The following is an 18,431-nucleotide window of genomic DNA, read 5'->3' on the forward strand; positions in this document are numbered from 1 at the left end:
ACTAAACCTTTCTGAAGTAGTATCCTACACCTCTTTTGGTTAGGACATATTTCGGGTTACTTGAATGATCTTCAATTTTTTCTCTTAATCTTCTCACAGTTACATCCACTGTTCTGATATCCCCATAATATTCATATCCCCATACTTCTTCTAATAATTGCTCTCTTGTAAAGACCTGGTTTTCTTGTGTAGCTAAATACTTTAACAGTTCAAATTCTCTTAAAGTTAACTCAATGACTGTATCTCTCTTTTTTACTTCATATTTATTCAAGTCAATATTTAATTCTCCAGAGCAAATGACCGTGTTCTTATTATTTGTATTATTTGTTACCACTCTTCTAATGTTTGCTTTTACCCTTGCTAAAAGTTCTCTCATGCTAAAGGGTTTTGTTATATAGTCATCTGCCCCTAGTTCTAATCCTAATATTTTATCTACTTCTTCTTCCTTTGCTGTAAGCATAATAATCGGCATATTAAAATTTTCTCTTATTTTTTTACATACTTGAAATCCATCCATTTTGGGTAGCATGACATCTAGTAAAATGATCTCTGGTTCAACTTGATAGGCCTTTTGTACTGCCTCTTCTCCATCAGAGGCTACACTTACTTCATATCCTTCTTTCTCCAAGTTAAACTTTAATATTTCCGAAATTGATCTTTCATCGTCTACCACTAATACTTTTCTACCCATACACCTTTCACCTCATCATTGTATTGGCTATCTCTTTTATGATTATATCATATAAAATTTGAAGTTATTTGTATATAACAAAATAATATGCATATATTACATTTATAGGAACTGCTTGTATAAGCAGTTCCTATAAACATTTTTCATAAATTTATTGTATGTCCATCTCAAACACTTCTTTACTATCCGTAGCTATGCTTTTTCCTTCTCCTAAGTCACTTAAAAGCCCATTTATATAATCAAAGCCTTGCGTCTCTACCATTTCTTTTACAATCTCAAAAGAACGTTTATAAGCTAGCATTTGATCTAATTCATGAAAACTTTTGGTAAGCTCTTTGACTGTATAGGGATTTCCTTCAAATGACAATTCTTCTCCCCAAACATATCCTGTTTGCATGTATTCTTGATAAAGGGCGATTCCTTCTGTAAGCCACAGCGGATAGTTTCCATTGGCTAAATCATCTACCAATACATGTGTAAATTCATGAACCATTGGCCCTTCATTCATAAAAATGTCTTCTATATGTTCATTTTCAGTAATCCATAATCTGGGAGATAGTATTTGAATCGTTGAAGCAAAGTATACTCCCATAGGTGGCTTCTCTTGCTTAAGCGATGCATTTTCCATTAGTTTATCTGGATTGTTGTAAACAATAACGGTTGTTTTATTCTTTGGATAATAATCAAACATTTTACATACTTCTATATAGTATTGTTCAGAAGCTTTCGCTACAAGATCTATAATTTCTTTATCTTCTATATCATATCTTATTCGGAAATGTTCTGTTTCTTTTACAGGATAATCCTTTGTTTTATAAAGGATCCATTCATGCTGCATCTTTGCCAAGAGAGGGTAAGCATGAACTTTTAATGTTCTATAGTATGTTACCCCAGTAAGCATTATAAAAACTATGATCAATAAAGCAAAACTTCTTTTTCTATTTAATAGGCTTTTCACGTATATCCCCTCCATTTCATTTAGTATTGATAACATGCTCACTTACCCCAGTGAAAATCTTATCCACACTAAATAAAGTCTCCCTAGCATTCTATAGGAAACCCCTACTGAATCAAGTTCGACTTTTATAAGTTTATATGTAAATATATTAATATTATAACACGATATTATGTAAACCTCATTGGTAATATTAGGCACCTTTGGTTATTCAATACGGATTGAAAAAAACGACTTGTATTTGTTCCTTTTTATTTGATCGTTTCACATTTTATATCACTCTGTTATATTCATATATTTTTTCAATTCTTCAATTTTTTTATTTTTTTTATTGCCACATAGTATAATCTCTATTGGCATATTTTGATTTTTAAATAAATAATACTTTAAACACTCAAATGAATCCGCATCCATGTAATGAAAGTCTTCAATTAAAATAATAATAGAACTAATTTTCAATAATTCATTTATTAAGTGCTCTATTCCATTAAAAATTCTATTTTTTTCTGTTTTTACACTTAAATAATCTTTTACCACTAAATTTTCATCAATACGCAATACCCCTGACTGTATTCTTAAAATATCCTGCCAATAATAATCTTCTAGTTGTTTTAAATCTTTTTTATGATAACGAAAAATAATTTTCTCCACTAAATTTGAAATCCAATAATACTCTATATTATTTAGCGGATAACAAGGGTTATTTATGATCGTCTTTTCCTTTTCTTTGCTTAAACTTTCTCTTATTCTTTTAAACTTCTCCTTTGAATAAAGAATAATTTGAAAGTTTGTATTTATTTTATGTTCAATTAATTTTTCTTCTAAAGTATTAAATTTATTAAATTCTACGTTTGTCTCTTTTATTTTCTCATAAAGTTTTTTAGTATGTTCCATAGGTCCAATATTTAGTTCTTCTCTTAGGATTGTACAACATCTTTCATATTGATTTAAAGCGGCTTTTCTATCTCCTATTTTTATATAAACCTTTATTAATTGTACATAAATCTCTTCTTTTAGCGGATTGATCATAATCATTTCTTCTAATAAATTAATTGCTTTATCATATTCAGCATTTGCTTCATATAAATAAGTTAGCTTGTACAATATATCAATATATTTTCTTTGAAATTTTTCTCTTTCATAAAATACCCAATCATTAAACTCTATGCTTTTTTTCAAATAAAAGCCTTCAAGAAATTCACCTTTATAAAGCTTCTTTAACCTTTCCAAATTCCCCTTATAACGATGCAGATTTTTTTCATCTATCTGATTAAAAATATCATTTATTTCAAAGATGTCCATATAAAAATTTGCTTCTGGATTAATCATACAAATATCTTTCTTGCTAAGCAGAATGTCTTTTCCATTTTCATCTTGTTTTATCACTTTTCTGAGCGTCCAAAGGTTATATCTTAGATTGTAGCGAGCAGAATTTATATTGCTTGAATCCCAAAAATATGCTGCTAATTTATCTCGACTCAACTTCTTTCCCTTATTTACAGCTAAATAACAGAAAAGTCCAATCGCTTTATCGCTTAACTTTTCTAATATATGCTTATTTTCCCAATCTATTTTCAAATTGCCAAGTACATATATTTCTAGTTTCGCCAATTATTATCACCCTCTACATCTAATCTCTAATATGACTTTCATACAAAACATTACCCTCTTTTATTGTAGCGAGTACATGAATATCTTTTATCTTTTGATGATCTATTTTTAAAGGATCATCACTCAAAATCACAAGATCCGCATATTTACCCTTCTTAATACTTCCTTTTAAACGCTCTTCAAATACAGCATATGCACCAATTATTGTAAACATCTTCAGTGCATCCATTGGACAAATACGATGCTCTAAAACTGGATGATTCACTGCTGTATGAATTCCAAGCAATGGATTTATTTCAGTTACATCACTCTCAGAACCTCCAGCTATAATTACACCTTCATCTAAAATAGTTTTAAAAGGATTTGCTCTTTTTCTTCGTTGTTCTCCTAATCTTTTATCATACATCTGTCCTGGACTTCCCCAATAATATTCATATGCAGGTTGCATAGATAAAATCAATCCTAAATTTTTAGCCCTTTTTATATGTTCAATACTCGGTAGCTCACAATGTTCAATTCTATTTCTATGATCTTTTCTTGGATAAATACTTTGTGCATATTCATGGGCTTTTAAAATTTGTTCGATCGCCCGCTCGCCAATAGCATGTGTACTAACTTGTAAATTATTTTCATAAGTTTTTAAAATAAAGCCATTTATTTCATCTTGTGAAAAATAAAGTTTCCCATTTGTAGATAAATCATCTGAATAGGGTTCTAACAAAGCAGCTGTCCTAGAACCGAATGATCCGTCTAAAAATATTTCTCCACCTATTCTTTTTAATCCTTTATCTAAAACTTTATTTACATTTACCGTTTGATAAAAAAGAGTAACATCGATAGGAAAGCTCCCTTCGTTTTCATAAACAACTTCAGCATCCTTAGCGTGAAAGGTAAACCCCCCTTCCATTGCATTCAAAGAAGTAACACCCTTTCTTATTGCATTTTCTAATGCCTTATTTATACCTTTTAATCTCATTCTATTGGAAAACCTGTTTAAAATTTGTCTTCTTACAATAACATTTGCTCTTCCTGTCAAAACCCCTGAAGGGGTCTGATTTTTATTTCTTATAATGCCATCTGTATTGTAGGGGATTTTTAGCATATGCAAAGCTAATGAATTAACGATACTCGTATGATATTCTACTCTGCTAATCCAGACAGGATGATTCGGTGCACATACATCAAGTTCATATCTATTTGGCAATCTTTTTTCTTTGATCTTAGACTCATCTAATCGTATTGCTCTAATAAATTCTCCCTTTGGTATCTTTGTCGTTTCTTCTTCTATAAGTTTTAATATCTCCTCAATACTATTTGCCCTGCTTAAATCCAAACTTAAAATATTCAATCCTGTTTGCACCAAATGTACATGACTATCATAAAATCCTGGAACCAAAGTCTTCCCTTTTAAATCAATAACTTCTATGGATTGTTCCAAATACTTTTCATACTCTTCTCCAATGCCTAAATCAAAAACTTTTCCATCTTTTATAACAACCCAATCTACCATACATTTATCTTCTAACGTTATGATATTTCCATTATATAAAAGCAAATCAATTTTTACTATCATATACCATCCTTCTTCCACGACTCTATTCTAATTATGTATTTCACGCATTGCTTTTATTGTAACATTCTTTAAAATAGAAATGCAATTCTAAATTGCCAAAATTAAACCCCCTATACCTTATATTTAAGGATGGAGGTTTAATTATCCTAATTCACTGTAAGCGCATTTACTAAAAATTCATATACAATGTTCGCTGTCTTGACAACCGTATCTATTTCTACATATTCATTTGCTGTATGATAATTAGCCCCATTAGGACCAAATACAAAAGTTGGTACCTTTAATCTCGCCCCTAGATAATTAAAATCTCCAATGCTAGAAAAATATGATATTTCTGGTTTTCTATTACAGATTTTATGCACACTTCCTAAAATCATATCCACATAAGCATTTTCTTTGTTCACAATATAAGGCTGAAATCCCTGACTTTCGTCACTCGGTGCATCTCTAAATTTTATTTTCACCTCTGATTTGATATTTGCTCTTTTCACCGCTTCATACAATTCTTTCTTTATATATTCTTTATCCTCACCCATTACTATATGTCTAAAAACAGTAAAGAATGCTGTATCTGCTACACTGCAAGCTTGACCTCCCCCGCCTGATTCTATAATACATATAGAACCTTTTCCTAATTCAGGGTCCTCTATCATATCAGATTCTTTCAATTCTAACATAACCTTAGCACAATCAACAATCGCACTATTTCCCATTTCAGGATTTGCTGCATGGGCAGCTTTTCCTTTGAATTCAACGGTATAATTATATCCGCCTCTCGCACCTAGACACAAACATGGAAAATCTATATTGCAAAATCCACTACTTGGCTCTGTCACAATCGCTGCATCAATATCTTTAACAATTCCATCTTCAATAAGCGCATTTGTTCCTAAGCCATATGGTCCTTCTTCATCTGAAACAAAAGAATAAAGAATTTCTCCGTTAAAATCTTCTACAATATTTTTAAACGCTTCAATGGCCAATAATAAAGCTACAACACCAGACTTCATATCTAATGCTCCAAGCCCATAGAGTCGGTCTCCTTCTATCGTTGCTTTTAAAGGATCTTTTTCCCATCCTTCACAAATGTTTACTGTATCTAGATGTCCATTTAATAAAATGCAAGGTCCTTTTTCTCTTCCTTTTATGCTTCCAATAACGTTTGTTCCTTTAAATTTTGTAACCTTGTTTTCCTCATATCTATGAAACGCTGGCTTCAAATCTCTTTCTTCTAACCACGCATAGGTAAACTTCATTATTTCTTCTTCATGAAAATAAGGACTATGAATTTCTATAAGTTTTGTTAATAATTCAGTGGTTCTATCGCGATTAATATAATTTTGTAATTTTTTGTTCATCATTTTCACTCCTTGCATACTTTCTTATGTCGATTGATTTGTTTTTGCCTCTTCATTACTATATGTATTCATTGATGGGATATCTCCTTCTTTAAACATAAATTTCCCTGTGAAACCATAGATAATAGCTATTATAGGTGTTAAGAATGCTAGAAATACATAAGGCATATATTCAACCGTTGCTACTCCTAATACACCTGTAAAATATACACCACACAACCCCCAAGGTACAAGAGGCGATGTTACTGTCGCTGAATCCTCACAGGTTCTAGAACAAACTTGTGGTAATAACTTTTGTTTTTTATAAGCAGGCACTAACATTCTACCTGGTATAATAAGCGCCATATATTGACTAGCAGAGAAAAGATTTACTACAATACTAGATAAAACATGTGTTGTAATCAATCCTCCAGTATTACTTACAATATGAGAAATTTTTTCTAATAATACTTCAAGCATTCTTGTTTTTTCTAATATTCCTCCCATACTTAAGGCAATAAATCCTAATGATATGGTCCACATCATGCTCTGTAATCCACCACGACTAAGCAACGCATCGATTTCTTTAATGCCAGTCGCTGAAGCAAAACCATCATTCATAAAAGAAAACATTTCCCCAAAACCATATCCTTGGAAAGCCATTGCAAATGCTGCGCCTAAAATTGAAGCAATTACCATAACAGCAAGTCCCGAGAATTTTTTTATTGCCAAAATTACTACTATAATGGGTGGAATTAAAGTGACCGGACTAATCCAATAATTACTCTCTAATCCACTTAAAATAATATTGATCTGACTCGTATCAATACTACCACTTTTAAACTTCATACCAATCACACCATAAATAATAAGCGAAAGTATAAATGCTGGACCTGTAGTATAAACCATGCTTCTAATATGATCAAATAAATTTGCTTCTGCAACACCTGCCGCTAAATTTGTCGAATCAGAAAGAGGGGACATCTTGTCTCCAAATATTGATCCAGAAACAACTGCGCCAGCTGTAATTGCAGGAGGAATGTTAAGTCCCATACCTATTCCCATAAATGCCACTCCAAAAGTTGCGCCCGTTGTCCAACTACTCCCTGTAGAAATAGAAGCAATTGAACATACAAAAGCTACCGTAACAAGAAAAATAGATGGTGATAAGATCTTTAGTCCATAATAAATTAATGTTGGTATTGTTCCTGCTGGAATCCATGTTGCAATCAATACACCCACTAACATTAATATAAGCATAGGTACCATGGCTATGTTACATCCGTATAAAATCCCTTCTTGTATGTCATCCCAGGTAAATCCATACCTAAGCGCTACAATAGACGCTACTACTGATGCTAAAATCAAGGTAATATGTGTTACCCAATTTTGATGCAAAACAAAAATCTGTACATACATCGCCACACAAAGAAATCCAATTACAAAAATTGCCCCGCCAAATGTAGGTTTCTTCTCCTTTATATTGTTTTCTTTTACCATAAATATTCCCCTCCCTATTTGAATTTATATTCATAATATCAATTATATATATCATTCAATGTTTTAAAAAATGTTTATTTAAACAATATTTTTTAAATTTTCTAAACATTATTTCAATTTTTTTAAACATTCTCTCGATCTGCTGCTTCCTCTTCAAAATCTTCTTACTTTGATGAACACTTCTTTTATCTTTGGCATACATTGATAGTGAAAATAGATTATATGGAGTGAGCATGATGAATATAAGAAAAGTTAGAGCCCAGTTCGTTCATCCCGTAGTAGTAGCGCGAATGTCTGCAGGAACAAAAGAATATATTCCAGCTATCATATATAGTAACGGCACTTGTGATCATATCAAAGATTGTATCCTTGATGCTGGTGGAAAAATAAAATACCATATCCCACTCATCAATGCCATCGTAGCAGACATACCTGCAAAGGAAATTGATCATGTCGCAGCCCACAACATGATTCAATTTATAAATCACGATGCAAAAGTATTTAAATGTATGGATAACGCTTCATTAGCTGTAGCTGGCCATTTAGTACATGACATAGGTTATACTGGTAAAGACGTAGGGATTGCCGTACTAGATACAGGCGTGTATCCTCATGATGATTTAGTAAAACCAGCGAACAGAATCATCGCCTTTAAAGATTTTGTAAATAATAAAACATATCCTTATGATGATGATGGTCATGGAACCCATGTTGCAGGAATCGCTGCTGGAAATGGCTATGCAAATCGAAAATATAAGGGCATTGCACCAGATGCAAATATTATTGGTGTAAAGGTTTTAGACGAAACAGGTAGTGGATCTACATCTGATATACTTGCAGGACTTCAGTGGGTGATTGATAACAAAGATAAGTACAATATAAAGATTGTAAATATGTCTTTGGGTTCTCCAGCCGATAAAACTTATCGAGAAGACCCATTAGCAAAAGGTGCTGCTGAAGCAGTAAAGAATGGATTAACCGTAATCGTCGCGGCAGGGAATAATGGCCCTAATCCTCGTTCTATTACAAGCCCTGGGATTAGTCCATCCGTTATTACTGTTGGTGCAGTAGATGATAACCGTACCACCTCTTATGAAGATGATTTTGTAGCTGATTTTTCAAGTCGAGGTCCAACCCCTGCTGGGCTAGCTAAGCCAAACGTAGTCGCACCTGGCGTAGATATTATGTCTTTATCTAACAAAGGGCACGCTGCTTACGTAAGCCATTCTGGTACTTCTATGGCTACCCCTATGGTTTCAGGAACAGCGGCTTTACTTTATCAAAAAGAACCTAACCTATCTCCATTAGCCGTAAACACAAGGTTATCTAATACTGCTATAAATATTGGTGACAGTATATATACAGAAGGTGCTGGTATTCTAAATATAAAAGGCGTATTAGATATAGGTGATGAAACTGTTCCAAGACCGGATGATCATAATAAAGATGACGACAATAATGTTTCACTTCCTCCAAGAAGACCTAGACGCCCAAACAGACCTAATAACAGTAATAGACCTAAAAAGGATTGGTCTTTTCTAAGTAATCTTTTAGATCCTAGTCTATTACCGCTTCTCTTATTGTTCCTGTAAAATAAAAAAGCCTAGCTTCAGGCTAGGCTTTTTTTCTTTTTTAGTATCTTACATAATTCAATGGATTTACAGGTACACCATTTTTTCTTACTTCAAAATGGAGATGAGGTCCTGTACTTCTACCTGTATTTCCTACCTCAGCAATCTTTTGTCCTTTAAATACATTCTGTCCTTTTGATACCAAAAGCTTACTACAATGTGCATAATAAGTCTGTGTATTCGCGCCATGATCAATAATCAAACATTTTCCATATCCATTTTTATAGCCTGAGAAGATTATTTTTCCTCCATCTGCTGCTTTTATAGGTGTTCCTATTGGTCCAGCAAGGTCTATTCCTGTATGCTTTCTTCCCCATCGCCATCCAAACCTAGAAGAAAGCCTTCCTCTTGTTGGGTTGTCAAGTGTTCCTGTTCCCTTCTTTGGTGGCGGATTCTTTGTTCCCTTTAATACAACCTGCTTTGTAGGATTTTCAATGATTGATTCTTCTAGAATGTTTTTTGAAAATTCAATACCATTGTATTTTACTACTTCTGCTAGTATTTCCCTTTGCCCATCTTTTCCGTTTACCTTGATCTTCTTTTCACCTTTATATAAAGCAGATGTTTCTTCAAACTCTATTTCATAAGGAATTTTTTCTTCATAGTTTACTTTTTCAACCGTTGCAACGGTCAAAAGTGGTTTCGGTACAACAAGGCTAATCTTTTGATCAATTTGCAATTTATCAGGACTTACATCTGGATTTGCTTTTAGCAAATCATCTACATTTAATTTATATTTCTTTGCAATCGTCCAAAAGCTTTCCCCTTGTTGCACTTCATGAATTTTTTCTTCTTCTGTTCCTTGTAAAATAATTTTCACTGCATCCTGCTCTATTTTTAGGTTGTTGATATCTTCTTCCACTTCCTCTACAACTACATTCTCAACAAAATAAATCTTTTCAAAGTTTTTTTCTTCGTCTATGTAATTCTTTTTTATTTCTTCTAAAACTTTATTCGCTTCTGCTTTTGTAGTTACTGCCGTAATTATTTTTTTATCTGCTTTAATGCCATATCCTTTTACTTTAATGTTCAGCTTTTTCTGTAGGATCTTTCCGATTTGTGCGGGTTTTGATAATTCTTCATCCGTTGCCCTTGTTCTCTCAAAATCTATTGCATCATGAAATAGAACATCCGTATTATATTTGGCACGCAATCTTTTTTGCATACTTTCCACAATATTTGTAAAGTCTTCTTTATCTCTTACGATCCCCACAACTGTATTATCTATTTTTACAGTATAGGCTGCTTGATAACTATATGCAAAGGTGCTTATTCCTATTAAAATTACTGCTGCAATCAATCCTATATATATTTTACCTTTACCATCTTTATTTAGTTTTTCATAATATTTAAAAAACCCTTTTTTTATCTCCTCAAGCGATCCATCTGCTTTCATCTTTTGAGGCTCCCTTCCTATTTCGATCTTTCTCGTATGATAATTTTTTATTATTAAAGTCTCGAATTCTTTATATGCCTTCTAGCTTTTCTATTATATCATACTTTCAAAATCTATCAACCTTCGTTTGGAATTAGCAATTTTTCATCTCTTTATAGTTTGTGTATAATATTGGATATTATTCCTTTTCATACCTCAGCCATTGCTTAAAGCTTCCTCTCAAATCTCTATTGGCTACTTTCTCACATACATGGATGAAATCTTCTGTATTTGCATTCTTATACTTATACTTGTCAAAATAAACCTTCATTGCTTGAAAGAAAAGTTCATCCCCTAATTGTTTTCTTAAATCTTTTATAAACATAGCACCTCTATAATAGACTAACACTTGATATTCTTGTGAATCTTCGAACTTATTAATGCTCCTGCAAACGTGATATTCTTTAAGATTTTTCCCCTCTATATAAGCGTTATAGTATCTTAGAATCAGATTCTTATAGATTTCATCTCTTGTTTCAGCATTATATTTTTTTTCATAATATAGTAATGTTGAATACTCTGTCAACGCTTCATCTAGCCACGGTTCGTTAACTTCATCATTTCCTACAATACCGTACCACCACTGGTGTGCTGCTTCATGAGCAATGACATACTCTAAGATTTGTTTATTTTCTTCTTTATACAAGGATTGATCAATAAAAACCAAATTAGGATATTCCATACCACCAATAAAAAAATCTGAAGCAACAACAGAAAATTGTTTATATGGATATTTTCCATATAGATTGCTAAATATTTTTATAGAATCTTTTGCCGTATCTAATGCCAAATCTCCAAATTGACCATCAAAATAATAAGAATGTATCTTTATTCCATCTATTTCACCATCTACCATTTTAAATTTGTCACTAGCAATCATAGCAAAATCTCTTATTTTCTCCCCTTCTATTGTCCATCTTATTTTCCCTTCTATGCTTTCTTTCTTAATACAATCTCCTGAATAGGCAAGAATATATTCCTGTGGCATTAAAATCTCTACTCTATAATTTGCCACATCACTGTAAAACGGATCACCAATGGCATAGTAAGGATCTAAATTCCACCCTTTCCAATCGAATACAGAAAGGATTGGATACCAATTTGCAATGTTGATCGTATTCTCTCCATATCCAAATCGTCCACAGGATGGGGGAACCTTTACAGAGAAATCTATATTTAAATCTATTTTCTTTCCTGGCTCTAACGACTTATTTAAATGAACTTTCAAAATACTCTCGCCTATGCCCATAACCACATAATTTAACGCTTCACCATTTTCTTGTATAGAATGAATATCAATATATCCTGGCTCAAATCCTTTTGGATAAGCATGCTCCATTTCATTTTTTTCAAAAGGTGTTGTATCTTCATGCTTAAATGCATTTGGATATAAATGAAAATATAATGCATTAAATGAAATATTTTCATCGTTTCTATATGTTATCTTTTCCTTTGCTGTTATAATTCTTTCTACGGGATCAAAATCTGCAGCAATATTATAGACATTCATCCTGTTAGATTTTTCTAATTTTTCTCCCTGCAATACAGTCTGCACAGTTTCAATCACCCTTAGCTTTGCACCAATAACAGATAATGTTAAAATACAACTTACAATTGTAATCACCAATATTTTTCTTCTAGAACAAATCTTTATCAAAACATGCACCTCCTTCGCCCTAATTTATCTGCTTATACTATCTATATTTTTCATTCTTCCTAATATGTACATATTTTTAAGCCCTTCTAAACTTAACCCATCAATTATGATATAATAGACTCATGAAAGTATTAGGGAGGGAAAGCTTTGCATTTTATTAAGCAAACTGAAGATTTTGATCTAGGGGATACCCCTATAGAAAATATATTTATAAATGATTTTATGCCTATGGCCAATGGTACCTATGTAAAGGTGTATTTGTTAGGTTATAAATATGCAAATGATAAAGATGTGTCCCTTTCTGTAGATCATCAAACAATCGCTAAGCATCTCATGATCCCCTTATCTGATGTTTTCGATGCATGGGATTTTTGGGAGCAAAAGGGGATTGTCAAAAAACATTTTATCGATCCAGAGGACAAGACAAAGTACACAGTTGAGTTCTTAAGTTTAAAACAATTATATATCCATAATAATTTCAAGGTCCTAAATGTTTCTAATGAAGATGAAGAGACGTCTAGCACCTATAGCTGTTCTCCAACCGATCTTATTGAAGCAAATAAGGTTCCTGAAATAAAAGAAATGTTTTATCATATTAACCAACTTATCAGAAGAAGTTTAGTTCCGAATCAAATGATGGAAATCCTTGAATGGATTTATAATTATAATATGGATCCAGATCTTATTGTCCGCGCTTTTATGTATGCTATAGAACAGAAAAAAATAAAAAATATAAAATATATAGGTGCTATTATCAGAAACTGGTATGATCATGGCATTACAACGATGGACAAGTTGGATGATTATCTAGAAAAAACAGATGTTCGTTATATACAATATAGAAAAATATTTAAAGCCTTAGGTTTTCATTTCAGAGAGCCTTCTGAAGCGGAAAAAAAGAGTATCGATACATGGATTAATGAATGGAATTTTAGTATAGATATGATATTAAAGGCCTGTGAAAATTCAAAAAAAACATCCAACCCAAACATCAACTATATTCATAGTATCTTAAATGCCTGGAAAAATGACAACATTCAATCTGTCGAGGATGTAGAAAATAAAGAAAAAACAAAAAAAGCAGCCCCTCAAAAGCAAACGAAGTCAGCCACTACAAGATTTCATAATTTTGAGCAAAGAACCGCTAAATACTCAAAAGATGAGTTAGAAAAATTATTTAGAAAGAACAAATAAGGTAGGTGTCTAGGTTGCATAAGAAATATATAAAAGAAATCCTCTTAGAATATGAAAAATCAAGAGACTTTGAAAAAAAACAATTAGATAAAAGAAAATCAGAAGTTTATGAAGTGATTCCTAAGATAAAAGAAATTGATACAGAAATAGGAAAAACAGGTATATTGATATCAAAAGCCATATTGGGAAATACATCAAATTATGAGGATGCTGTATCTAATATCCATAAAAAGATGGAACGGCTCAAACAAGAAAAAGCTATTTTGCTTACAGAAAACAATGTTCCTATCCATTATCTACATCTAAATTATCAATGTTCTAATTGTAAAGATACTGGATTTGTAAATTCAGGAAAAAAATGCAACTGCTTTAAACAAAAAATAATCAACCGCACTTATGCCATGTCCAATCTGAACAAAATATTGAAAAAAGAAAATTTTCACAACTTTAATATTGAACTCTTTTCAGATCAACCCTTTGAAGATGAACATTTAACCCCTCGACAGAATATGCTCCATATCTTAAATGTCTCTGAAGGGTTTGTTATAAACTTTAATGCAAGACCTACTGAAAATCTTCTGTTTTATGGAACAACTGGACTCGGAAAAACATTTTTGTGCAATTGCATTGCCAAATCCTTATTAGATAAAGGAAAAATTGTTGTGTATCAAACAGCCTTTAAGATTTTAGAAATCCTAGAAGACTATAAATTTAATAAAAAAAGAACGAGTGATACAGAAGAAGTCTATCATCTTCTATTTGATAGTGATTTATTGATTATTGATGACTTAGGTACAGAGCTTACCAATACTTTTACAAATACAGAGTTTTTTAATATCATCAATACAAGACTCATTCAAAACAAAAAAATTATTATCTCTACCAATCTATCTCCCGATGAACTTGCAAACACCTATAGTGATCGGATTTTTTCACGCATTGTAGGTTCCTTTACGAAGCATCGGTTTTATGGGAAAGATTTAAGGTGGGAATCATAAAGTCTATCATTTCTTGCTAAATAAAAAAGTTGAGCGCTAACACAAAACGGCTTGCTCTCAACTTTTTTATATTATAAATATCTTTTTCCTATTGCATCTGCTGTTAAAATAGCTGCATAAACACTTTCTGCTGTAACTTCAAATGGCATATTATAGATCGTTTCACCTTCAGCACATGAAGCTTTTGCAACCTCCATTATTTCTTTAGGTTTAACTTCTTTTACACCCATTTGTCCTAAAGTTATTGGAAGCTCTATAGATTTGCAGAATTGAATCACTTCTTCTATTTCTTCCATAGAACAGTTTTCCATTACAAGTTGCACAAGTGTTCCGAAAGCAACTTTTTCTCCATGATATAAGTGATGACACTCTTTAAGTACTGTAAATCCATTATGAATCGCATGGGCGGCAGCAAGTCCCCCACTTTCGAAACCTATCCCACTTAAATAAGTATTGGCTTCTATAATATTTTCAACAGCAGGCGTTACCACTTTATTTTCAAGTGCCAATTTTGCTTTTAGACCCTCTTCTAAAAGCGTTTCATAGCAAAGCTGTGCTAATGCATAAGCTGATTTTGCAGGAAGAAGTCCCGCCATGTTTGTAGCCTTAGAAATATCACACGCTCTTGCTTCAAAATAGGTTGCTAAAGCATCTCCCATACCTGCTACCAATAATCTTGCAGGTGCTTTTGCAATAATATCTGTATCCATTAATACCATTTCCGGGTTTTTAGGAAGTACTAGATATTGATCAAAAACACCTTCTGGTGTATATAAAACAGATAATGCACTACATGGCGCGTCTGTAGATGCAATCGTAGGCACAATCACCACTGGCATTTTTTCATAATAAGAAACTGCTTTTGCTGTATCTAATAATTTTCCTCCACCAATACCAATGACTGCATCACACCCATTTGATTTACAGATTTCAATTAATCTGTTGATTTCTTCTTTTGAACATTCCTTATTGAATATTTCAAAAACTAATTTTTTACTTTGATCTTTAAAACTTTCTTCTACGATATGCTTTATTCTTTTCATTCCACCTTCTGTGGCTAAAACAAGAAAAGTTGTTCCTAAATTAGCAGTGTGTGCATAGAGTTTTTTCAGCTCACCATTTCCCTGTATGTATTTACTTGGAGACATAATAATTTTTGCCATAAAAATTTCCTCCCTTTAATTCTATTGCAACATCATACAATTAAATCTACCATGTTTTCAACTGTAAAAGCCAACGCTTGTATATTTGCATTAATTTCCTGTATTGCTGCAACTTGTTGTTCTACCCCTATAAGAGATTCTTTTCCTTTTTCAACAGTACCGTCTACAGTTTTTATAATATTTTCAGTAAAATCATTTATTTTATCTACAGTTTCCTTAGACTCATCTGCTAACTTTTGAATTTCTTTTGCAACAACACCAAACCCAACCCCTACATGTCCTGCTCTAGCTGCTTCGATAGAAGCATTTAATCCTAATAATTTTGTTCTGTTAGATATTTTCTTTATAAAATCAAGAAAATTATTAATTTCTCTTGATACTGTATTAATTGTTTGTATTTCATTATTCAAATCATTTTGGTTTTCTGTAACCTGTACAGACGATCCTGCCATCTCATCGATTGCTTTGACAATCTGATGAATATTTTCATCCAAATCTTCTGTAGCCTTTTTTATTCTCAATCGATTATACCCCATCTGTGAAATAGTATTTGCAACTAAAAAAAGTAAGTCGGCTGCTTTTTCAACCTTTCTTTTGCTTAAAATTTCTACTTCCTCAAGCGCTTCAACATATATATTGGGATCTATTTCTAATTCAAATGCAATTCTTCTTATTTTCTCTAAATCCGGTTTTTCTGTTAAAACCTGTCCTCCAAGGATAGCGCCAATCTGTCTTCCCTCTACAATGATCGGCGCTGCAAAATCTACCAATCCAGCATGGCACCCATATATATAAGGTTTTCCTGTATCTGCTGATATTTTTCCGCCGCTTACATCACATTCTTTACATCTCCTAAGTCCTTCACTGCTTTTTCTTGTAAGATCCATGCAAAATTTTCTAAAATTGCTCGGTTGAGATATTGGGTTTCCTTCCATATCTACTGATATGCTTGCTACCCCTACCGATTCTGCAAAATCATCCTGAAATCGTTGGAGAAAATCTAAATCAATAATTTCAGATAATCTTATTTTTGAGAAATCTAAGGTTTCCTTCTTTAACATAAAATCCCTCCCTTAAAAGTTCTCAATCGTACTCCTCAACATTCTGCTCTTTTGATGAGTATCTTACGAAAGATAGAACTATTTACTATCTTTAATTCTATAAAAACTAAGGAAAACCTTTTTTTTTACAATTTTCTATCCATTTTTTACTTTTTTCATTATAATCTTCCATTCTATATTATTTATAAAAGTTTAGGAATCAAATCTGCACTTGGTGATGCGATAACCACCGTACTAATGATATCTCCAGTTTCTTCTAATTTATGCTCACAAGTCTTTACTGCTGATTTAACAGCACCGATTTCTCCTGTAAGTAGTATAAACCCTTTTCCGCCAAGGCCTCTCGCTACCCTTATTTCTAACAATTGTACATTGGCAGCCTTTAGTGCAATATCTCCTGCCATAATAGATGTGATGGCAGACATTGTTTCAATAATCCCTAAGGAAGAAATTCTTTCAATATTTGTAGTAGCTGTAAGTGCAGGAAATATATCTTCATGCACATTCGCTATGACATAACTATCTATTATAAAGTTCCCTCCAATATGTTCTCCAGTTTTTACAGCATTCTTAACAGCTCCCACATCTCCACATAATATTGTGATATATTTCCCAGGGCATAAGGGCGATGATAAAACCAGTTCAACATTTGCAGATTTTAACATATGATCCGTCGCTTCTATACCCTTTGCAATACTTTTAAATTCTAATAGTCCAATTGATTTTTTCATTGTACTCTCCTCTTTCAAAATGTAGAATATTTACATGAATATAAATATAACGAAGCTACACAAAAATATCGTTGTTGCTGGAGGATCTATATGCGTATCACAACAGCTATTAAGTGTTCTTCCAACAATTTCACCAACAACACATGCAATCACTGCAAATGCAGCACCTATAAACATATTCCCAGTAGCCATTGTTGCATATCCTGCAACTAAAGTAATATGATGTGTTGTAGGGAATTCAAATCCCATTTGCACAAATATTAATAAAGCTGCACTAATACAAAAACCGATTATGTTAATTTGTGTAATACTTACAATGTAAGAAATTACCAACCCTAGTCCTAGTGACCATACAATACTGAATCCTAATGTTTTTGAGTCGGGAAAAAAACTTCTTTTTTCCATCTCTGATGTAGCTGCTATTTCAGTTTTCCCAATAATCCCTGTACTCCCAAATATAATTCTTGCAATTACGCATAGTATAAATACAGTAAATCCAGGAGTGTCTGTTGGTAATGCAATTGAAACAAAAAAGAAGTTTATTAAATATCCTAATATTCCAAATATTCCACCTATAAGTAAAACGCCAACGTCTTTTGTTTTTAGAAGTGGTGTTAATATATCCATTCCACTTTCTAAATAATGTTTTTTATTTGCTGCATAAGCCGCTGCAGCAACCCCTCCTGCAAATGCAATATGAGGACCGAACAATGTCCCAAACGCCACATTTCCAACTATATCTACATTTCCTCCACAAGCCGACACAGCAATTCCAATCAATCCCATAACTCCCACAAAAATAAATGCTGGCAATGCACCTATTAATGCCCCAAAAACGCCTCCACCAAATGCAGCTAATATGACTTCTACCGTAATCATAGATTCTCCCCCTTA

General features: G+C 32.5%; 15 protein-coding genes. 3 read left to right on the top strand and 12 right to left on the bottom strand.

Annotated elements, in window-relative coordinates; translation table 11 throughout:
* Window position 1: 1 nt before the first annotated feature.
* The 6 genes from yycF to nhaC all read right to left on the bottom strand — a co-directional run bounded on the left by yycF (window position 2) and on the right by nhaC (window position 7,667).
* Window positions 2–691 carry a response regulator YycF gene (yycF, locus tag EV214_RS05475; protein WP_132243535.1) on the bottom strand — a complete coding sequence of 230 codons (690 nt, stop codon included), beginning with the start codon at window positions 689–691 and terminating at the stop codon, window positions 2–4.
* 151 nt (window positions 692–842) lie between these two features.
* A complete protein-coding gene (locus tag EV214_RS05480; RefSeq protein ID WP_165916254.1) occupies window positions 843–1,649 on the bottom strand; it encodes a peptidase MA family metallohydrolase in 807 nt (268 codons plus the stop codon).
* A gap of 273 nt (window positions 1,650–1,922) precedes the next feature.
* Complete coding sequence (locus tag EV214_RS05485) at window positions 1,923–3,257, bottom strand: AfsR/SARP family transcriptional regulator (protein ID WP_132243539.1); 1,335 nt, start codon at window positions 3,255–3,257, stop codon at window positions 1,923–1,925.
* 19 nt (window positions 3,258–3,276) lie between these two features.
* The gene (locus tag EV214_RS05490) at window positions 3,277–4,830 is read right to left on the bottom strand and encodes an amidohydrolase (protein WP_132243541.1); all 1,554 of its coding nucleotides are present in this window, start codon (window positions 4,828–4,830) and stop codon (window positions 3,277–3,279) included.
* Between the two features lie 146 nt (window positions 4,831–4,976).
* Window positions 4,977–6,188, bottom strand: a complete 1,212-nt coding sequence (locus tag EV214_RS05495; RefSeq protein ID WP_132243543.1) for a M20 family metallopeptidase — start codon at window positions 6,186–6,188, stop codon at window positions 4,977–4,979.
* 24 nt (window positions 6,189–6,212) lie between these two features.
* Window positions 6,213–7,667, bottom strand: coding sequence for a Na+/H+ antiporter NhaC (gene nhaC / locus EV214_RS05500; RefSeq protein ID WP_132243545.1), 1,455 nt, complete (start codon window positions 7,665–7,667; stop codon window positions 6,213–6,215).
* A gap of 236 nt (window positions 7,668–7,903) precedes the next feature.
* On the opposite strand from nhaC, the gene EV214_RS05505 reads away from it, so the two are divergent.
* Window positions 7,904–9,259, top strand: a complete 1,356-nt coding sequence (locus EV214_RS05505; protein ID WP_243116564.1) for a S8 family peptidase — start codon at window positions 7,904–7,906, stop codon at window positions 9,257–9,259.
* A 40-nt stretch (window positions 9,260–9,299) separates the two neighbouring features.
* On the opposite strand, the gene EV214_RS05510 is transcribed toward EV214_RS05505, so the two are convergent.
* A complete protein-coding gene (locus EV214_RS05510; RefSeq protein ID WP_132243549.1) occupies window positions 9,300–10,694 on the bottom strand; it encodes a M23 family metallopeptidase in 1,395 nt (464 codons plus the stop codon).
* Between the two features lie 178 nt (window positions 10,695–10,872).
* Entirely contained in the window at window positions 10,873–12,390 is a 1,518-nt protein-coding gene (locus EV214_RS05515; protein ID WP_132243551.1) for a M1 family metallopeptidase, read from the bottom strand.
* 147 nt (window positions 12,391–12,537) lie between these two features.
* Here EV214_RS05515 and EV214_RS05520 point away from each other — a divergent pair, with 147 nt between their 5' ends.
* Together EV214_RS05520 and EV214_RS05525 are read left to right on the top strand one after the other, a co-directional pair.
* Window positions 12,538–13,584, top strand: coding sequence for a DnaD domain-containing protein (locus EV214_RS05520; protein ID WP_132243553.1), 1,047 nt, complete (start codon window positions 12,538–12,540; stop codon window positions 13,582–13,584).
* A 14-nt stretch (window positions 13,585–13,598) separates the two neighbouring features.
* The gene (locus EV214_RS05525) at window positions 13,599–14,582 is read left to right on the top strand and encodes an ATP-binding protein (RefSeq protein ID WP_132243555.1); all 984 of its coding nucleotides are present in this window, start codon (window positions 13,599–13,601) and stop codon (window positions 14,580–14,582) included.
* A gap of 71 nt (window positions 14,583–14,653) precedes the next feature.
* Here EV214_RS05525 and EV214_RS05530 read toward each other — a convergent pair whose 3' ends face one another.
* The 4 genes from EV214_RS05530 to EV214_RS05545 all read right to left on the bottom strand — a co-directional run bounded on the left by EV214_RS05530 (window position 14,654) and on the right by EV214_RS05545 (window position 18,416).
* On the bottom strand, window positions 14,654–15,745 hold the full coding sequence (locus tag EV214_RS05530) for a glycerol dehydrogenase (protein ID WP_132243557.1): 1,092 nt from the start codon (window positions 15,743–15,745) through the stop codon (window positions 14,654–14,656).
* A 32-nt stretch (window positions 15,746–15,777) separates the two neighbouring features.
* On the bottom strand, window positions 15,778–16,806 hold the full coding sequence (locus tag EV214_RS05535; protein ID WP_132243559.1) for a PocR ligand-binding domain-containing protein: 1,029 nt from the start codon (window positions 16,804–16,806) through the stop codon (window positions 15,778–15,780).
* A 182-nt stretch (window positions 16,807–16,988) separates the two neighbouring features.
* Complete coding sequence (locus EV214_RS05540; RefSeq protein WP_132243561.1) at window positions 16,989–17,537, bottom strand: BMC domain-containing protein; 549 nt, start codon at window positions 17,535–17,537, stop codon at window positions 16,989–16,991.
* A 30-nt stretch (window positions 17,538–17,567) separates the two neighbouring features.
* Window positions 17,568–18,416 (bottom strand): hypothetical protein, encoded by an 849-nt coding sequence (locus EV214_RS05545; protein ID WP_243116566.1) that lies wholly within the window; start codon window positions 18,414–18,416, stop codon window positions 17,568–17,570.
* Window positions 18,417–18,431: the final 15 nt, after the last annotated feature.

Source organism: Marinisporobacter balticus, from assembly GCF_004345705.1.
Taxonomy (GTDB): Bacteria; Bacillota; Clostridia; order Peptostreptococcales; family Thermotaleaceae; genus Marinisporobacter; species Marinisporobacter balticus.